This is a genomic window from Vampirovibrionales bacterium, assembly GCA_016712355.1.
Classification (GTDB): Bacteria; Cyanobacteriota; Vampirovibrionia; order Vampirovibrionales; family Vampirovibrionaceae; genus JADJRF01.
Genome location: JADJRF010000005.1, coordinates 1,529,136 through 1,547,590 on the forward strand (window position 1 = coordinate 1,529,136; position 18,455 = coordinate 1,547,590).

At 58.5% G+C, this 18,455-nt stretch carries 15 protein-coding genes; 7 read left to right on the plus strand and 8 right to left on the minus strand.

The genetic code is table 11. From position 1 onward, the window contains the following. The first annotated feature begins 43 nt into the window (after positions 1 to 43). Genes IPK79_08445 through IPK79_08455 form a run of 3 tightly spaced genes read left to right on the plus strand, consistent with a single transcriptional unit; the run spans position 44 to position 4,845 of the window. The gene (locus IPK79_08445) at positions 44 to 1,666 is read left to right on the plus strand and encodes a hypothetical protein (protein MBK8190463.1); all 1,623 of its coding nucleotides are present in this window, start codon (positions 44 to 46) and stop codon (positions 1,664 to 1,666) included. A 19-nt stretch (positions 1,667 to 1,685) separates the two neighbouring features. Beyond that, positions 1,686 to 3,254, plus strand: a complete 1,569-nt coding sequence (locus IPK79_08450) for an O-antigen ligase family protein (GenBank protein MBK8190464.1) — start codon at positions 1,686 to 1,688, stop codon at positions 3,252 to 3,254. Continuing rightward, positions 3,232 to 4,845, plus strand: coding sequence for an oligosaccharide flippase family protein (locus tag IPK79_08455; protein ID MBK8190465.1), 1,614 nt, complete (start codon positions 3,232 to 3,234; stop codon positions 4,843 to 4,845). The genes IPK79_08450 and IPK79_08455 overlap by 23 nt, the downstream gene beginning before the upstream one ends. Here IPK79_08455 and IPK79_08460 read toward each other — a convergent pair. Beyond that, the gene (locus tag IPK79_08460) at positions 4,776 to 5,693 is read right to left on the minus strand and encodes a glycosyltransferase (protein ID MBK8190466.1); all 918 of its coding nucleotides are present in this window, start codon (positions 5,691 to 5,693) and stop codon (positions 4,776 to 4,778) included. The two genes, IPK79_08455 and IPK79_08460, sit on opposite strands and share 70 nt — an antisense overlap. A gap of 128 nt (positions 5,694 to 5,821) precedes the next feature. Here IPK79_08460 and IPK79_08465 point away from each other — a divergent pair, with 128 nt between their 5' ends. Then, complete coding sequence (locus IPK79_08465) at positions 5,822 to 6,844, plus strand: glycosyltransferase (GenBank protein ID MBK8190467.1); 1,023 nt, start codon at positions 5,822 to 5,824, stop codon at positions 6,842 to 6,844. Here the strand turns inward: IPK79_08465 and nadE are convergent. From nadE to IPK79_08495, 6 genes are all read right to left on the minus strand, one after another. Further along, a complete protein-coding gene (gene nadE, locus IPK79_08470; GenBank protein MBK8190468.1) occupies positions 6,815 to 8,950 on the minus strand; it encodes an NAD(+) synthase in 2,136 nt (711 codons plus the stop codon). The two genes, IPK79_08465 and nadE, sit on opposite strands and share 30 nt — an antisense overlap. 9 nt (positions 8,951 to 8,959) lie before the next feature. After that, entirely contained in the window at positions 8,960 to 10,891 is a 1,932-nt protein-coding gene (guaA, locus tag IPK79_08475; protein ID MBK8190469.1) for a glutamine-hydrolyzing GMP synthase, read from the minus strand. 5 nt (positions 10,892 to 10,896) lie between these two features. After that, positions 10,897 to 11,277 (minus strand): CoA-binding protein, encoded by a 381-nt coding sequence (locus tag IPK79_08480; GenBank protein ID MBK8190470.1) that lies wholly within the window; start codon positions 11,275 to 11,277, stop codon positions 10,897 to 10,899. A gap of 58 nt (positions 11,278 to 11,335) precedes the next feature. Continuing rightward, positions 11,336 to 12,451: a protein translocase subunit SecF gene (gene secF / locus IPK79_08485; protein ID MBK8190471.1), complete on the minus strand. Its 1,116-nt coding sequence runs from the start codon at positions 12,449 to 12,451 to the stop codon at positions 11,336 to 11,338. A gap of 20 nt (positions 12,452 to 12,471) precedes the next feature. After that, positions 12,472 to 13,767: a protein translocase subunit SecD gene (secD, locus tag IPK79_08490; GenBank protein MBK8190472.1), complete on the minus strand. Its 1,296-nt coding sequence runs from the start codon at positions 13,765 to 13,767 to the stop codon at positions 12,472 to 12,474. Between the two features lie 126 nt (positions 13,768 to 13,893). After that, entirely contained in the window at positions 13,894 to 14,844 is a 951-nt protein-coding gene (locus tag IPK79_08495; protein ID MBK8190473.1) for a phosphodiester glycosidase family protein, read from the minus strand. A gap of 363 nt (positions 14,845 to 15,207) precedes the next feature. Between IPK79_08495 and IPK79_08500 the strand changes: the two genes are divergently transcribed. Genes IPK79_08500 through IPK79_08510 form a run of 3 tightly spaced genes read left to right on the plus strand, consistent with a single transcriptional unit; the run spans position 15,208 to position 17,338 of the window. Then, entirely contained in the window at positions 15,208 to 15,990 is a 783-nt protein-coding gene (locus IPK79_08500; protein MBK8190474.1) for a hypothetical protein, read from the plus strand. Between the two features lie 5 nt (positions 15,991 to 15,995). After that, positions 15,996 to 16,916: a hypothetical protein gene (locus tag IPK79_08505; protein ID MBK8190475.1), complete on the plus strand. Its 921-nt coding sequence runs from the start codon at positions 15,996 to 15,998 to the stop codon at positions 16,914 to 16,916. Positions 16,917 to 16,975: 59 nt separating this feature from the next. Then, entirely contained in the window at positions 16,976 to 17,338 is a 363-nt protein-coding gene (locus IPK79_08510) for a phosphomannose isomerase type II C-terminal cupin domain (GenBank protein MBK8190476.1), read from the plus strand. On the opposite strand, the gene IPK79_08515 is transcribed toward IPK79_08510, so the two are convergent. Then, a complete protein-coding gene (locus IPK79_08515) occupies positions 17,335 to 18,396 on the minus strand; it encodes a hypothetical protein (GenBank protein MBK8190477.1) in 1,062 nt (353 codons plus the stop codon). The two genes, IPK79_08510 and IPK79_08515, sit on opposite strands and share 4 nt — an antisense overlap. Positions 18,397 to 18,455: the final 59 nt, after the last annotated feature.

Here is an 18,455-nt window from a genome sequence, read left to right on the forward strand (position 1 = left end):
AGTCAAAGTGCATCGATATAATCGATATAAAGGATAGCGGGTGATGAACCGTTCAGACATTCCTTCCTCCTTGAGCGCCCTGCCTGGCGGCGATACGGTTTCTTCCGCCGTGGGAAGCGTCTTTCGACAAGTGATGCGCCATCGCGGCTGGATGATCGCCGTGGCCCTGACGGTGTGGATTTTGACGGCGTTTTACGTGGCGCTGGGCTATCACCCTAAATTCACGTCGCAGGCGAGCGTACTGATTCGCGATTCTGCCATTACCGCGCGCTACGTTACCAACGATCCGGTGACCACGACGTCGGCGCAAAACGCCAATCCCGTGCTGAATGCCATGGAATTGCTCAAGAGCGACGCAGTGCGCGATTCGCTGTGGCTTCTCTTTATCAAGCCCTATGCGTCTTCGGGAAAAGGTCCGAACGTTTATCCCAGCTATGCCGATTGGGCCGCGCATTATGGCGACGGTAAGGCTTTCATCAAGGCTAAAAATCCGCCGGGTACGGACGTTATTAGCATGGCGTTTACCTGGTCGGATCCGGCTTTGGCGCAACGCGGCCTGGCCACGGTCTTTACCGCCCTGCAGAACGAAAGTCGGCGCATTAATCAGAGCGAACATCGCGAGCGCTATGCGTTTCTGAATACGCAGCGCGAAAGTCTGGCGATGCAACTGGCCGCCGTGCGCCAGCGTATTGCAGGCGTCAAGCGCGCCACGCAGACGGCGGATATCCAGCAATCGATCCAGAACTATGCGCGGGGTCGCGTTGATCTCGAGCTCGCCGCTGCGACCGCTAATGCGGAGGCCGATGCCGCCAGCGCGCGCTTTAAAACCTATCAGAAATCGTTGGGCATGACGCCGGAAAAAGCCATTGCCGCGGCGGCGCTTGGTCGTAACAATACGCTGTCGAAGCTATACGATAAATCGTACGAACTTTCTGAGCAGTTGGCCTCGCTGACGACGCGTTATACGCCCCAAAGCAAGCCTGTCCAGCAGGTGAAAGCCCAGTTGACGCAAGTGCGCGGCGACATTGAACGGGAAATCCGCCGGTCCTCAGGCGGCGCAAAACCTGCTGGCGCCACTGCGGGCGACCCGCATGCGCTGGCCGATGAAACGCGGGGGCAGGCGGTGCGCGATATGCTCGACGCTCAGGCCCAGTCTCACGCGCAGCGCCTCAAGGCAGACACAATGAAGTCCTACCTGACCCAGATCGACGCGCGCATGCAAACCCTTCCTAAAACCGAAGAAATGCTCGCCAATTTGCGCGAAACCGAGATGGCGCTGAGCCAGTCCCTCAGTACGCTGGAGCAGCAAACGCTCGATGCGCGTCTGCGCGAAGCCCAGACCCTGAGCAATGTCTTTATGGTAGATGCGCCCAGTCGTCCCATGTCGCCGACTGCCCCGACGCGCGCGCATTTGATCGCGCTGGGCTTGCTAATGGGCCTGCTGGCAGGCATTGCGGCTGCTCTCTTGAGAGAAAAACTGGCCCCGGTCTTATCTAACTCGCGTCACGGGTCTTCCATCGCCTTTGCGCCGCCTTCTGGCGTGGTGAATACGCCGTCACGCGAGCGCCGTCGCGCTGACGATCAGACGCAGACTTCTCTCGCGGAGCCTGTCGGGGCGCGCGGTTCTGCTCGCGAGTCGCAACATGCTTCGTGGAGCGACGATTAACTTTATTCAGGCGTTTTCTATGGCCGTTTCATCTTCTCGCGCCTCGTCGCGCCCGATCCCAACCCGTTTTGCCCTCCCCCTGTGGGCGTGGGCGGCGATTCTGACGACGCTGGCGGCGGCGACGGGCTATATTTTGCTCCCGTTAGCGGGTGTCACGGCGCTGATGTCGCTCCTGTCATTCAAGATGGTCATGGCTGCTTGCGCTTTGCTAATCGCAGGCGTCGGCTATTGGAGCTATCTGGATTGGGCAGGCAAACGTCCTCAGACCATTGTGCTGCTCGTCGCTATTTTTTATCCCCTGTTTATTTATCTGGCGATGCTGTTGTCGCAGGCGGGACTGGATATCCGGGCGCGCATTTTAATGCTGGGGCTGGTGTGTCTGCCATCGGCGCTTCTTTCTTTTCGCAGCGCGTTTGCGCTGTGTCGGCGCTATCCGCACGTCTGGGGCTGTCTTGCCTTTGCAGGCGTTTTTCTGACTTATTATTTCTTTTTTAATGCAGATACGCCGGACCCGAGAGCCCCCGGCGTGGGCGGGCATTTCGGAGAGGCTCAGCTGGCGTTTGAAAAATTATACGTCACCGTGGCGCTGACCGCCGGTACGCTCTTGACGGCAAAGGTGATGACGCGCCTGCCGGATAAAAGCGATTTTTTTCGTAAGTTTAACTATGTCCTGATTGGGGCGCTCGTCATTTATTCGCTGATTACCACAATCAGTTACCCGCTCAGCGGATTTACAGTGATGGTCGACGGCTTTAAACGATCTCAATTCATTTTTACGCACCCTAATCACTATGCCCATTATCTTGGATTTCTGCTGACGTATTTATGCGGCTTGTGGCTCTACTACCGAAAGCAGTCAAAACCGCCGCTTCCCGTGGCGCTTATTCTCGTCGGGATTTTTGTGACGCTTCCCGCTTTTATGCTCGCCATGTCCAAAACGGCGATGGCCCTTACGGGAATTTGCGTGGTGGTGATGTTAATTGCCAATCAACTGGCGGACGCTGACAATAAGCTCAATCCGTTGTTGCTGGCGGCCCCGATTGCGTTTTGCTTGCTGGCGGCGATGGCCCTGCAAGCCTTGGGCATTGTCGATTTTATCGGAACCATCTCTGCGCGCATGGAAGATCAGGAAAGTTTGCTCTGGCGCTTTGCGACCTGGCAACGGGTTTTTTCGGACATTGATGCCTCTTCTCTCCTGTTTGGTCATGGGCTGACGGCGGCCAATGGCCGTATTATTCAACTCACCATGAATTATGCCGATGTTGCCAAGGGCGTTATTGCCTCTCCGTTTGTTCATAACGCTTATGTCGAAGTCCTGTATGATTTCGGGTTATTGGGCTTTGGCTGGTTACTGGGCCTCTTGTCGATGATGGTGGTCGCGGTCAGGCGCTTTTTGAGCGCGCCTTCTCAGAGCGCTCAAAAGCCGCTCTATTTGCTGGCGATTTGTCTGGCGATTTATTTTCTGGGGGTGTGTAATTTTGACGAAATGTTTTACTCGTTGTCTTTCCCGTTCTGGTATTTCATGACGCTGGTCTGGGGGATGACGCTGTCGCGGGAGGCTGCGCGTGGCGACGTCGTTCAAGGCTAATCTGCTGCACGGCATGCTGAGCGGTGCGGTGGCCCATGGGCTGCGTCTGACGCTGAATTTGGCGTTGATCCCCCTGCTGATCCGCTATCTCGGCGCGGCGGATTATGGGTTTTATCTCGTCCTGCTGAATTTCTGCGAGCTGATGCTGGCGCTGGACGCCGGCATGATGACCGGGCTCATTCATCGTCTCAGCCATGCGATTGCGCAAACAGACGTTCAGGCCATGCGCGAACAGTTGCGTTTGGGGCAGTGGCTCTATCTGGGGCTGGCCGTGACGCTGGCGCTGGTCGGTTGGGCGGCGACGCCGTGGCTGCTGGGCGCGTTTCATCTATCAGGACCACTTCAGGCGGTCGGCGCAACCTGTCTGGCGATTACGATCGCCGACGGGGCGCTGAATCTCTTTGGGTGCTATTTCTGCGCCATTCTAAAGGCGCATTGTCTGCACCGCTGGACGAATCTGGCTGACGGTCTGCATGGCGTCGCCGCCAATCTGCTAAGTCTGGCGTTGCTGTTGATGGGCTTCGGGCTGGTAGAAATCCTCGCCTCGCGCCTGCTGGTCAGCGTGGTGAAAAACGCCTGCCTGGCCGCGCGGGCTCTGCGCGCTGAGCCGCATGCCATTCAACTGCGCGGGGCGTTGTCGGGCAAGGCGTTTCGGGACTTGTTCTCTATTAGCGCAGCGGCGTTGATTCAGCGGCTGAGCGCATTTTTGGCGCATCGCACGGCGGGCTTTGTCATTGGCGCGTTTTTATCGCTGGCCAGCGTGGCTTTATTTGGCGTGGTCGAGCGGATTTTCAGTCAGATCACCCAATTGTGCCTGATGCTCAGTGACGGGCTGTTTCCCGCCTTTGCGCGCATGGCGTCGGCGAATGAAGCGGATAAGAGTCGGTTTTTCTTTTCGCGCGTCAGCGTCCTGCTGCATTTTACGGCCTCGTTGCCGACCTTGGGTGTGGCGGCGTTTTACCCTCAGATTTTCCACTTCCTGAGCGGCGGCACGCTGCCGGTGGCGCCGACGATTGCGTTGGCCTGCCTGCTGGGACTGGTGTCGTGGAGTATCGTGATGCAGTTGCCGGCCTCGAATTATCTCTTCGCATCGGGTATGCATCGTTTTCAGACCGTCTCGTCGCTCACCACGGCGCTGCTGAACGCCACCACCTGCCTGCTTCTCGTGAAGCCTCTGGGTCTGTTGGGCGTGGCGCTGGGCATTGCCGTGCCGCATGTGTTGCAGCATCAGCTTGTGACGATCCCCATGGCGCGGCGACGGCTGGGGGTTTCGGCGCTGGCATACGCGCGCCAGACCTATGGCTCGAATCTGACGCCTCTGCTGGGCGCTGGGTTGATATTCCTGCTGGGGCGTCTGGCCGTTGAGCGCGCGTGGATGCCGCCTTTCTGGGGCATGGCGACCTTCGGACTGGCTGGAGCGATGCTGGGCGTCGCGTTATGGTTGACTTGGAGCGCATCGGCCCAAGAACGCGAATTGCTTAAGACGTGTGCGCTCGATCCTCTACTGAGGCGTTTGGGCGCTTATCGCGCAAGCAATGCCGAGGGCGTGGGCGCTGCGGGCGAGGGCGTGATCGCAAACGCATCGCGATAAGCCCAGCCAATGGGGTTATTTTTGCAGGGATGCAGCGCTTGAACGCCCAGCTCGCGTAAATGCGCCACGGGAACCGTCAGCGGGCCGGGATGCATCGTCCACAGAATGCCAGGATTGGGCGGTTGATTGGCATGAATGAGCGCGTGCCCCAGGGATTTGACTCCCAACGACATCAGCGCGTCTTCCTGACACAGGAAAAACCGGCATTGCGCCGGGATAGCGTCCAGAAATCCATTGCTTTTCAGGGCTTGGAGCGTTTCGCCGCTGAGGGCATACAGGCCCCCTTGAACATGTTCGCCGCCGCGATAGCCGTGGCGCAGCGCCGCTTGATGCCAGCGCCAGTAAAAGGCGCGTCCCAGTCGCAGGTAAGCGGGCTTTTTGCCGACGCCGAGCGGCCAGAAATCCCGCTGCATTTTGCGCGCAAGGAATGAGAAATTTCGGGGCGTTCCGTCCGGGTCGGTTTCGTACGAGCCAATCGCGCCGGGGCCAAAACGCTCAAATAACGTCTGGAAATGCGCCGTTAAGCCGTCGCCCATTAAGACGGCATCCGTATCCAGCTTAATCACCAGATCGTAGCGCGGCTGGGCGTTTGCGATATCCAGAAACAAGGCGGCCAGGGTATGCGGTAAGTTCCAGAATCCTGCCGGCTGCGCGTTTCTGGCGACGAAGGCGCGCGCGTCGCTCAGGGCCCATTCGGCCACGGCATCGTAGGCGCCGTCATGGGTGCAATCGTCGCGAACCCAGATATCAGCCTGCGGATAGTAAAAACGGATTCGGTTGAGGGTGTCGAGCGCAATGGTCCGCTCGCCCGGCCCGACTACCAACGCAAAAGCCACGCGAGGCGTCATATCTGCCAATTCCCTTCTCTGTGACAACCCGCTCATCTTAGCATAGAATACCCCTGCCATCCGCGCGTTCGCTGTAACGCCCGCTTGCGCCTGTTGTCGTTGAGGTTTTTCTGCTTGAGGCTCATGTGATGGAGAAGGCGTCTGCCGTCGCCGCTACGCCCTTGGTTTCGGTCATTATGCCCGCTTATAATGCGGCGCGCCATATCGGCGAGGCTATCGATTCGGTGCGCGCGCAGACCTATGACCACTGGGAGCTGATCATCGCCGATGACGGCTCGACCGATGGCACGGCGCGCATTGTGGCGGCATATCAGGACCCGCGCATTCGCTGGATTGCCTTGCCGCATTGCGGCGTCAACATGGCCGTGAGGAACGCCGCGTTACGGGCGGCGGAAGGCGCGTTTATCGCGTTTCTCGACGCCGACGATCGCTATTTCCCTGATGCGTTGCAAACCCTGGCCTCGCATCTGATGCGACACTCCGAGTGTGCGGCCGTTTATGGATATTTTAAGCTCATGGACGTCAATAGCGCGCCGCTGCCCATGAGCTGGGATCATCTTGAGTCTGACATGCGCGGCGTTCTGACAATCAAACGTGAATCGCTTCCATCTTGGGACAGTCTCTTATGGCGCACGCCCAAGCAGTTGCAAAGTCTGATGTTACGACGCGATGCATTGGCGCGGGTTGGCTATTTCCATGAAGACATGGCGGTTGCGGAAGATACGGCCTTCTATATTCGGTTGTTTCTGGATGATTTTGACGCGGTTCATACCACGCCCGCCTATATCTTTGACTATCGCGTGTATCCTGACAGTATTACCCACGACGAAAAACGATTTCAGCAGGTATTGCAGAGCATCCCGCGGCTGTACGAAGGGATTTTTTCTCATCCCAAGTTGCCTTCATCGCTTCGGGCAAGACAATCGGATTTGTGCGCGCGGCATTTGGGCTGGTTCTATGCCAGGGGGCGCCTTCAGTCCGGGCTGAAGTCTCAGGCGCGTCGTCTGGTGGCTGTCGGCTGGCGTTATCCCTCTATCACACGCTGGGATTGGGCGCGGCATTGCCTGCCCTTTTGGCTGCTTTCTTATATGCCGCAGCCGCTGTCTGCCGCGCTGAAATCGTTACGGCGTCTCGTGAAGGGGCACTGCTGACGGCGGCGAGTACAAGATCGGCGCGTCCAGATGCGCGGCGCACTCGGGGTCGCTGACGCCCGCCCAACAAATACGCCCGGCGGTAATCGGGTGGCGATAATCGGTTTTGGTGATGGATCCGTTGCCTTCCACCAGAAGAATGGGAGGAGCCAGCCACCACTTGAAAACCGATGCCGACATGCGGCTGAAGAAGCGATCGAGCCACATGCGTTTCTGTTCAGGCGACAGAGCGTTCTCTCGCTCCCACTGGAATTCAACGTCGCGCATCTCGGCTCGGCTTTGTCCCAGAGCTTCCAGCCGCCAGATGATCTCGTCGGCGAACGCGTAGGGCATCAGCGCGTCTTCGGCGGTTAGGGCGCGGCCTGTCGCTGGATCAATAGCCAGTTCGGCGCCGGAAGGCTTTTCAATCACCGATAGCGGCAGAGCGTTGGGCCGATCGGGTCGATTGGCATTCAGCCAGCGTGCCAGCGCGCGCACTTTGGTTTTGGGAACGTCTCCCAGCGGGGCCAGCGCGCCGGACATATCGCCGTTCACCGTGGCGTAGCCAAGATACAGTTCGGATTTGTCTGACGTTGCGATGGGCAGGGCGCGAAAATCATTGCCCAGAGCCCGTAAAATCGACGCCCGGCTCATCGCTTGCAGGTTATCAGCGGAAAACGACGCCTCATCGCGTGCGCCCCACTGACGATTGAGGGTGGGGCGCGCCTGCATCAAAGCGGCTTCAAACGCGCTTACCGGGGTCTCAATAGAAATTTCCACGAAACGCGCGCCTAGGTTGCTGGCCAATTGCCGCGCATCGTTGCGGCTTTCGATCGAGGTCAGCGCAGAAGGCATACTGACGCCCAGCACGTTATCGGGCCCCAGCGCGTCCACCAGTAACGCGGCGACGACCGATGAGTCCAGCCCGCCGGAAAGTCCCAGAACCGCGCGAGAAAATCCCGTCTTGGCGAAGTAGTCGCGAATGCCTTGTGTCAGCGTTTGCGCCGTGCGGGCCAAATCGCTCTCGTCGTGGGCGTCAAACATTTTAGGCGCGTCCATCGCGGCGTCAAGTCCTGCCGGGAGCGCGTATAACGCATGGGAAGCGTCTGGGTCGCGCTGTAGAGGGCGGACGATCAGGAATTGTTCCTGAAACGCGCGCGCCCGCGCGACAAGATGCCCTTGCGCATCGTAGACCCGGCTGGCGCCGTCAAAAGAAAGCTCGTCCACTGCGCCGGTCTGGTTGACGTAGGCTAAGGGTCGTCCATACTTGCGCGCAGCGCTGGCGAGCATGTGATGCTTGAGCGCTTCCTTACGCGAGCGGCTTGGAGATGCTGAGACGTTCAGGAGTAAATCGGGCTCTTGTGCTGCTAATGCCGCAATTGGATCGCTGAGGTATAGCGGACGCGCGAAAAAATTGCCGTCATTCCAGATATCTTCGCAAATGGACAGGCCGTAGCGCTTGCCGTGAATCGTCCAAAGCGCCGCATCGCCGGCGTTTTCTGTTTCCCAGCCGGTGGAGCCGAGGGTGTCTGCCGACAGCGCGCCCACGCGCGGGGCCGGTTCAAACGTGCGGGTGTCGTAAAATTCGCCATAGGCGGGTAGTAACGACTTGCGGACGATTGCCTCGATGCGGCCGTCTCCCAGCACGGCGAGCGCATTATAAAAAGGCTTGCCGCCGGGATAGGCGCGGGGTTCGACAAAGCCGACCAGCAAGCGCGTCTGGCCTGCGCGCGCCGTCAATGCCCGTAACCACCGCAAATTTTCCGTTACCAGAAACGGATGGCGCGTAATCACATCCCCAATGGGATAGCCCATCAGCGCCAGTTCCGGGAAGGCGATCCAGTCTGCGCCAATGGCTTCGGCAGCCCGGGCCCATGCCATGATGATGCGGGCATTTCCAGCCAGATCGCCCGGCGTCGGGTTGATCTGGGCCAGAACGCCATGGCCTTGTCCTCGCGGGCCAAGCGCTTTCGCTGTTTGTGCCAGAATATGCGCCTCCTGTGAGGCGTTTTCTGACGGATGTGATTCGCAGCGATTCAATTGACGCTTCAATAATCGATCGATAGCTTCGCCTTGCGCGGCCAGATCCGATTGAGAAACGTTTGGGCTGACGTAAGACTGCATCACCGCGATCGCTTATTCCCACTCGACCGTGGCGGGCGGTTTACTGGTGACGTCGTAGAAAACCCTCGTCGGCGCATCCGGCAACGCGCTCAGTTCGTCGGCGAGCGACAGCAGGAAATCAATGGGGATCTCGTCGCCAATAGCCGCAGGGCGCGCCGTCATATAATCGGAAGTGACGACAGCGCGAATGGCAAGCGACACGCCATCGCCGCCCGATAAATCCACCGGAACCAGAACGGCCAGCAATTGGCTGATCCGCCCGAACAGCCCCGCCTTGCGGAAGGCCTGGCTGACGTAATGATCCCATAGCCGAAGGCGCTCAACGGTTTGCGGCGTCAGCGTCGTCGGGGTGATTCGATTGCAGACCGCTGGCAGCGCTGGGCCGTTCAGGGCAATGGCCACGCGGTTGACCGCATGAACATGATTGGGAATCTGTCGCGCCAGGGCTTTTAATGTCTGCCAGTCGGCGAACCGGGCGCGCCGCGCATGAGCGTCTCCAGCGTCAATCAGGGCCAGATGACTATATGAACGTCCGTCCCCCTGCACGCCGACGGATTTCACCGGCAGCAGGAGCGCGCCATACCCGGCGGCTTTCGCTAAGCGATCCAGTTCCAGCGCAATCGCGTCGTCGTCGGGCGTGGTAAAAGGCTGCGTCGCGCACAGGACGCGAATCCCCAAGCCGGGACCAGGAAACGGCTGGCGGTCTACCAGGTCGTCCGGCAGTCCCAGCATCCGGCCAATTTCTCGCACTTCGTCCTTGTGCCAGTCGCGATTGGTTTCAAGAATCAGACCGCGTTCGCGGTGCGCCTGAATCAACGGTACGTCGTTGTGATGCGTCTTGATTTTTTGCGCGGTGACGCTGACATCGCGATTACCGCTCTCGATGAGATCGGGACGTAAGGTCCCTTGGGCGATAAAGGCCCGGTCGATATCGCAATCGGCTTCGCGCATCGCCTGTTGCGCCAGATGATAAAACGTATCGCCAATCAGGCGGCGCTTTTCTTCGGGGTCGGTCGCATGCGACAGCGGGCCGATGGCGCGCCCGTCCATCTCTGCGCGGGCGTTGAAAAAGGCGTCGGCGGCGTTCATGCGCCTTAAATGGGTCAGTCCGATGGCTGACAGCGCCTCGCACACCCGATCGCTTTCCTGATGACGCATCAGGCCCGAGTCGATATGCACGGCGAACACCTTCTGCGGCCCCAGCGCGCGAACCAGTAAGGCTGCCGTCACCGACGAATCCACCCCGCCGCTGACCAGCACAAAGACGTCCTGATCGCCGACTGTGCGCCGGATGTCGGCGATGGTGGTTTCCAGACGGTTTTCCAGGCTGAACGCGCCGCAAGCGCCGCAGATGTCGTACAGAAAACGCTGCAACATCGTTACGCCGTTGACGGTCAGCTCGACTTCCGGGTGAAATTGCACGCCATAGCGTCCGCGCGCGGCGTCGGCGACAGCTGCGATAATCGGCGCGCCGCCTGAATGCGGGGCCGGCGACTCGGCGACAACTGTAAAGCCTGGCGCAAGGGCTTCCACGCGATCGCCATGGCTCATAAGCGCCTGTTGCGAGGCTGCTAGCCCGCGAAACAGGGCGCAGTCGGGCATCACGGTGATGAGGGTTTCGCCGTATTCTTTCGCTTCTCCTGCCACGACGCTGCCGCCATGCGCGCGCGTCATCAGTTGCATGCCGTAGCAAATCCCCAGCATGGGCACATCCAGCTTAAATAAAGCCGGATGCGGCTGTGGCGCGCCTGTCTGGTAAACGCTCGCCGGCCCGCCCGATAAGATCACCCCAATGAAGCCGTCGTCCAAGCTGATGCGCGCCGGATCGACATTCAGCGGGAAAATTTCTGTCTCGACGCGCAACTCGCGGACGCGCCGGTCAATCACCTTGGTGTATTGAGCGCCGCAGTCCAGAATCGCGATTTTCTCGCGCGTCGCTCCCATTGGCGCTAATCCCAGCGCTGTTTCTGAAGCATGATGCAGGCGTCAGAGACGACAATCACCCCGGCGGCGCGGGCTTTTTCCAGCGCGGCGGGCGATTCGGATCCCGGCTGAAACCACATGCGGGCGATTCCGCGCTCGATGCAGTCATCGACGATGCCTTCGGCCACCGATGGCGGAACAACGACGTTGACCACATCGGGAATCTCGGGCAAATCCGCCAGTTTATGGAAGCAGCGGTCGCCTTCGATGTCATCGAGCTTGGGATTCACGCCATAGACGCGGTAACCGGCTTCGCGTAATTCGCGATACACCTTGTTGCCGTATTTCTCGCGATCCGCAGACACCCCAATCACGGCCCAGCAGCGCAAGGTCGGAAAAGACATCATTGGATTTTCCGGCGTGGCCGGGGGCGTCATATCGGTAAAAGGCAGATCTTGCATAGGATTAGGCCTCTCGCGTCGCTAAACGATTGGGTTCCTGGCGCTCGCGCCACCATGCCAGCAGCGTGCTGGCAATAAAAATGCTCGAGAACGTTCCCGTCGCAATCCCCAGAATCAGCGCTAACACGAAATGACGCGTCGTGTCCCCGCCCAGAAAATACAGCGACAGCAGCGTTAATAACGCCGTCAACGACGTGTTGATACTGCGCGCCAGCGTCTGATTGAGGCTGAGGTTGGCGATGTGTCCAAACGGCAGCTTCTTGCTGAATAACAGGCGCGTGTTCTCGCGCAGGCGATCGAAGACAACGATCGTATCGTGGACGCTAAAGCCGACTACGGTCAGAATGGCTGTCACAAACAGGCTATCCACCTCAACATGATAGAAATAGCCCAGAATCGCAAACACGCCGATTACGAACAACGTATCGTGAACCAGAGCGATAATGGCGCAGACCGCGTAATCAAACTGGAAGCGAAACGTCAGGTAACCCACGATCAGAAAATACGCCAGCACCAAGGCTAACAGGCCGTTGGTAAATAACTCAGAGGCCAACGTGGGGCCGATAGCGTTTTTCTGCAACAGCGTGATGGCGCCAAAGCGTTTGCGCAAGCCTTCTTCCAGTACGCTCTGGTCGTTTTTGGCCAGTTGCTTGGTGCGAATCGACACGACGGTTTGAATCCGGTCGGCGCCTAATTCTGCGCCTGTCTGTGCGTCTGACTTTGAAAGGTCCGTGCCGACGGCGGCTTCTTGTGGGATTTTATCTGCCGTAGGCGCGTCTCCCAGCAAGCCTTTGGGGTGCTGGATCTGAATGACTGGCCCGGCGTAGCCGCGCGATTCAAACACCGAGGCTACAGAAGGGAGATCGGCCTGAGATAGCTTTTTCTCAAAGCCGTATTGCAGAATTGATCCCCCGGTAAAGTCGATGCCGAGGCGAAGCGGCGCGTGATTTGGCGTTTTCATCATCATCAACGCCATAAAGACGATGCCGGGCAGGACCAGAGCAAGCGCAATGCCCAAATACACCCATCGATGACGAATTACGTCAATCGGCCCAGCCTTGAGGTATGACGCATCTTGCGCCTTGGCGGCTTTGGCGGAAGCAGAAGCGGGTTTAGCCATAACAGCGAAGTCCTGTAGGGTTAAGAAGCGGACGTTTTGGAGGCGGCTCCGCGCGGGGCCGGCACCTCGCTCGGCTTCAGGCCGAACAGAAACGGGTTAATGGCGGAGTTGTCGCCCAGAATCAAGTGCAACAGCGTCCGGCTGACGGTGATGGCAGAAAACATACTAATCGCCACCCCAATGGCCAGCGTAATGGCAAAGCCTTTGACTGAGCCCGTGCCGAGCGCCCAGAGCAAGGCGCAGGTAATGAGCGTGGTGGTGTTACTGTCAAAAATAGACGGAAACGCGCGATCGAAGCCCGCTTCAATGGCCTTGCCCAACGTGCGGCCTAGCTTGATTTCTTCTTTCACGCGTTCAAAGATCAGGATATTGGCGTCGACCGCCATCCCGATACTCAGAATAAAGCCCGCGATGCCCGCCAGCGTGAATGTCACGCCCAAGAGCGTATAAGCGGCATAGGTTAGCAGGGTATAGACAATCAGGGCCATTGAGGCCACCAGCCCTTGCATGCGGTAGTAACCGATCATAAAAACCAGCACCAGCGCAAGTCCAATCAACCCGGCGATCATGCTTTGGTGGATGGACGCTTCGCCCAGCAAGGGGCCGACAGAACTTTCTTCAATGAACTCAATATCCAGAGGCAAGGCCCCGGCATTGAGCACGTCGACCATCTCTTTGGCTTTTTCGTAGGTGAAAGTTCCGGTAATTTGCCCGGAGCCAGTGGGAATCACCTCCTGCACTTCTGGCGATGAAATCAATTCGTTGTCAAAGAAAATCGCCATCGGCTCGTGATGAACGACCAGTTCTTCCGTGAGCTTACGGAGCTTTGTTGCGGCCCCCTCATTTAATTTGAAGGCTACCGCCCAGCCGCCGTGTCGATCATCCGGGGCGACATCGGCGCTTTCCAGATCCCGGCCCGACACGCCTGTGCTTACCCAGGTCGTTGAGCCGTCTGCCCCTTTGCCTTGACGGCGAAACTCCAGCAGGCCGGTTTTTCCGATGCGCGCCTTGGCTTTCTCGGGGTCTTTTTCGCCGGGGATTTCCACAATCAGGCGGCGTTCGCCAGCTCGCTGCACGATAGTTTCCGCAACGCCCATCTTGTCGACGCGCATCTGAATAATCTTATACAGCGCTTCCATTGAACGCGGGGTGATGGGTTCTCCCGGCTTGGCCGGTTGCGCCTCCAGCGTCAAACGCGTGCCGCCGGACAAATCGAGCCCCAGCGTTGGCGGTTTTTTGACAATGACCAGGACGGCGGCGATCAATAGCGCCATCACAATGAGCAGCGTCACTCGGGGATTGCGAAACAGCGGCATGGCGTTTTCTATCCGTTTTGGAGGGAGCCTTTACGGCGGGAACGACGTTACCCCGCATTGCTGCGTATTGTATGGAAAGCGGATTTAAAAGGAAAGGCTCTGTAAACGGCCCGTTTTACAGGCGGCTTATCGCGCTTGCGCGGGCGATGCGAGCGCGTTGTCAGGCGAAACGACAGCCAGGATGGATTTCAATGCGCGTTTTTCGACTTGCCCTTTCGCATTCAGCTTGCCGTAGTAATAGCGACCGTCATAATACGCCGCGCTGGACCCGCCGCCATCCAGGGCCATGACGCGCTCGGCGCCCGCTTCTTGCATCAGGGCGCTGGCCTGGGTCAGGGTAAATCCGCGCGAGGCGGCGGGTTGGGGGCTTTGCGTGAACAGCCCCAGAATTACGTCGCCTTGCGGCGTGATGCCGATCAGGCTGCGCGCGTTGGGACGATCAACGCCCAAAGGATCGCGCGTACGCTTGCCGGCGGCGTCAAATGCGATGAATGCTTCGGCTTGCGCCGTGTTATCGGGCGCGAGTTGAGGGCCTGCGCCTAGAGCGGCTTGTAGGGTACAACCTTCGGGCGCAGGCGCGTCATGAAACGCAATATCGTAGCGTCGGCCTGTTGCGCAGGCGTAGAGCCGAAATTCCGAGCGATTAAAGATACTGGGCAGGTAAGGCTTCAGCGCGGGATTGTCCGTGAGCCGTTTATTATTGCGCGGGTCTTGCCATGGCTGCCCTTCTTCAAGAACAAAAGACGTGGTTTGCCCATTGGCTGGATCGAAATAACCGCCGTTAATGGCGGCGCGAGCGCGTGAGTGCGCCACAAACGCCTCCAGCCGCTGAAGCCGATCGCCCGAAGCGAACACGGGTCGAACAACCCATGGGCCGTTGCGTGCGATTCGCCAATAATAGAACGTCCCTTGAGGAAAGTGGCGCTCCGTGTTCAGGCAGCTTGTGGACGGGGCTTCCTGCGTAAGCCGATTGTGCGGCGGGCGCTGCGCGGCGACCCCTGAGACGATCCCAACCGCGATGACGATCCCGAGAAAAGCGGCAATCATCTGGATTTTTGGGTTTTTAAAGAATCTCACCGGGCGATTTCCTCCGTGTGGCCGCTTGCGCGCGTTCGTAAGCGGATGGCATAACGATTTTGTAACCCAAGTGCGCTTCTATGGCAAAAAAAGCGCTTGAGCGGGTTTTATGGGGTGAGCGTCCCGCAACGGGCCAACGCGTGAATGCAAGGCCTGCGCTTCTCGCCGTGCGGGAAGAGGGCGCGCGAGTCCCTCACGTCGAGCGATTTTGTCCCACTTCTCCGCCTTTTTTTACCCTGTTTCCGCCTTATTCTTTCTGCCCTTCCTCGATTCTCTTTCCTCTTATTCTTCGTCTTTGTCCGGTCTCTTTCGTTTTCTCTGTCTTTTGCTCTCTTGCCTACAAATAGAAAGGGGATGCATCGATTGACCTTGGCTGGCGCCTTTCCGTTTACCTCTATGCTGGCTCCTACCAGCGCGACGCGTTTGGCGTATTTGATGACAGCCGGTTTCATCACGCGCATGGGCATGTCGGCAGCGCGGGTTTATCAGAACCGCCCGCAAGCCAACCATAATCCAAACTATACTGCCGTAGACAAGGAAGCCGCGCGCGTTGAGCGCGTCTTTGTGGAGTTCCCCGCGACGTTGAGCTTTATTGTCGGCTCGCATACGGTAATGGATCTGTTCAGCAACTGGTTTCAAGGACGCGTCAAGTTGCATCTGACGCCGCAAGACGCTCCCGGCGTGAATGCGGAAACCCTGAAAACCGTAAATCAGACCATCTGGAAGGCGTTGGGGGAAACGCGAAAGCAATTGCTCTATCGGGTCATGAACGAAAACGATCGCGTCAGCCCCAAGCGGATTCAGGAAGCGTTAGCCAAGGCGGGCATTGATCTGGAAGCTAAAACCCCGCTGGCCCAGGTGCTGCGGCCTGCGGTTGAAAACATCAGCGTGCGCTTGCGCAAAGGGGCTGCCGTCAATATTGCCTTGGCGGTTTCTGTGATCGCCTTCTATGGCGGGTTTGGAGTGCAATGGTTTAACGATCATATCTATGCCAAATACTGTTCGCCGTTTCTTCTTCGGTTAATGGGCATCAGCAACCAGCCGCAGCAGGTCGTGCGCGAAAGCAGCCCGTTTGCGGCGCAGACGCGCGATGCGATTTACTCGTCTTCCAACTTGTCGGAAGGCCGCCGGACGTTCCGGTTTTAGCCGCCATGGATATCGCCGCCGCCGCTCCCGCCATCTCGACTGCCGCTCCAGCCGCCTCGCGCCTGAAGCGTCTCCCCCTGTTGGGTCGAAATCTGGCTGTTTCAGCTGGAGACTATGGACGACGCCTGACGCAGGATAACGGCGGTTTGAAATCCAATATCGCGGTCATCGGCATTCTGATTCAGGTGATTGCGCGGATTATCGTCGCCTATAACTCGGCTCAGAAAGCCAAAGGTACGCCGGATGAGGCCTACCGGCGTATGGAATTCATTCGCACGACCATTCGTGAGTCCTTGGGCTGGTCTCTAGGGTTTGGCGGCTTTCGCATGTTCGAGTTGATGATCAAGAAAGGCGTGCGCCGATTCTTCCAGCTGCCTGAGGCGCCGCCTCGCCATAGTCGCCTGGTTCGCCACCAAATGGTCGCTGATGCAGTAGATTGGTGGAGGGGCTCCCTGCAAAAGCGACAAGCGAAGTCGGGGTTGATTCACTTTGCGACTCAGTCTTTCGAGCATTTTGCTTCGCCCGAGGCGCTTGAGAACAAGCCGTTTGGCGCCACGGCCTTGCGGCTGGTCAACTTTTTCTCGCGGCAGACGCCTGGAGCGCCCTTCAAAACCAAATTGCAAACCTTCTACAAGTGGTTTCCCACGACGGTCGGCGCTGCGCTGTCGATTGGTCTGGCAGGTTTCTGGCTGGAGCGCTTCAGTATTGATCACTCAAAAGAAGCGGCGCGCTTTATTGACAAGCTGATCAATGGCGCTGCCCAGCCCGCGTCGTCGACGTCGACTCTGGGGCGCGCGCAGCAGGTTGCGGGCGCTGTGGCCCCTTCTCAAGGTTTCGGAGGGCTTGCCCAAACCGGGATTCGACGATCGGCGCTATTCTCCGACTATCTGGCGCAGGCATCGCCTCAGCGCCATTTGTCGGCCTGAGCAGGGACTCAGAAACGGGGGCATTCGCCAGAGTCGTCCTTTGCCCTATAATAACGGCCATGGATGCTTCTTCTTCGCCTCAAAACGCCGAGTATCGCCCGTGGGGGCGATTTGTCGTGCTGGCGGACGAACCAAACTATAAGGTTAAGTCGCTGGTGGTGGATCCGGGGCATCGACTGAGTTTGCAAACCCATCAATATCGCGAAGAACATTGGACGGTTGTGCGCGGCGCGCCGTTGGTCACAGTGGGAACTGTCATTCGACAAGCCATGCCCGGCGAATACATCCATATTCCGCGTGGCGAGCGTCACCGCCTGGCCAATCCGGGTGCGGAGGAAGTGGAAATCATCGAAGTGCAGCTTGGCGACGCGTTTTCAGAAGACGATATCGTTCGCTACGAAGACGATTATCAGCGCCTCTAAGGCGTCGGATTAACCGGATTTTCTTCGGGCGTCGCCACAGACAGGGAAGGCGTTGGCTGAGTCGAGGATGGTCCTGTCTGCGCGTCTACCGTCGTTTGTATCGTCGTCAATTCGGGCGTCGTTGCGTCAAGGCTTGGGGCTTCCGTCAAAACACGGGCGTCTTCTGCCGGCGGCTTGCTGAGTTGCTTGGCCAGCGCGGCGTAGGTTTGCAAAGAGGCTGGCTGTGACCAGTCGAGCGCGCAGAATCCCGCATTGCGCCAATCGACATCTGGATTACGTCGATGTGAAAACAGGGTTTGCGATTGATTGCTGGGCAAGCGAATCGCGATCGGATCATTGAGTTCAAAAGCAGGTGATGGCTGCTTGCGCAAAAACTGATACGCGCCTGGAACGCCGGTGCCGCGAAATCCGCCGACCAGAACCCGTTTGCCCGGACTGCGAGATTTGTCGCCCCAGAAGCCTTCATAAACGGCCCCTGCCGCTACGCGAGCGCCCAGAGCATACGGAAATGCCATGGTCCCCAGCGCGGTCAGGGTGATGGTGGTCGCCATTCCGACACTGGAAGAGGCCAGGTTGTTTTTAAGAATACCTCCGGCCCGTTTGGCTTTCGGGTGATAAAAGCGCCGCTGCATCAACGCAGATTTCTTTTCGCGCGCGCCTTTGCCGGTCGACGTGTTTTGGGCGAGGACGAACGTTTCGCCGTCTGGATACGTGACGGCATTGAATCGAATCTGAAAATACCCTGGACGTCCGAAGTGACGCGAGGCGCGCGCGCGTTCCACTTCGCCGACCAGATACGATCCGGCGGGAATCAGGCCGGTTTGATAGAATAAATCCTGCGGGACTTGCGCGGTAAACGGATCGCCGACCTTAATGCCCTCCAAATGCAGCGGCGTCTGTACGCGCGCGACAATGGGCGCTTCCAGAGACGACAGCGTCACGGCGGGCTCTTGGGCAGCGACAGGAGAGAACGCGCCGGAAGCGCCGTAGGCGAAGAAAAAGGCGGCAATGGACCCTATGATCCTTGATGTTGCAGGATGCGCGCATTTCCAGCTCATGTGCAAATCTCCGGCTCTTGTGGGACGCTCGTTAGGGTGTCGGTCCTGAAAACAGGTTT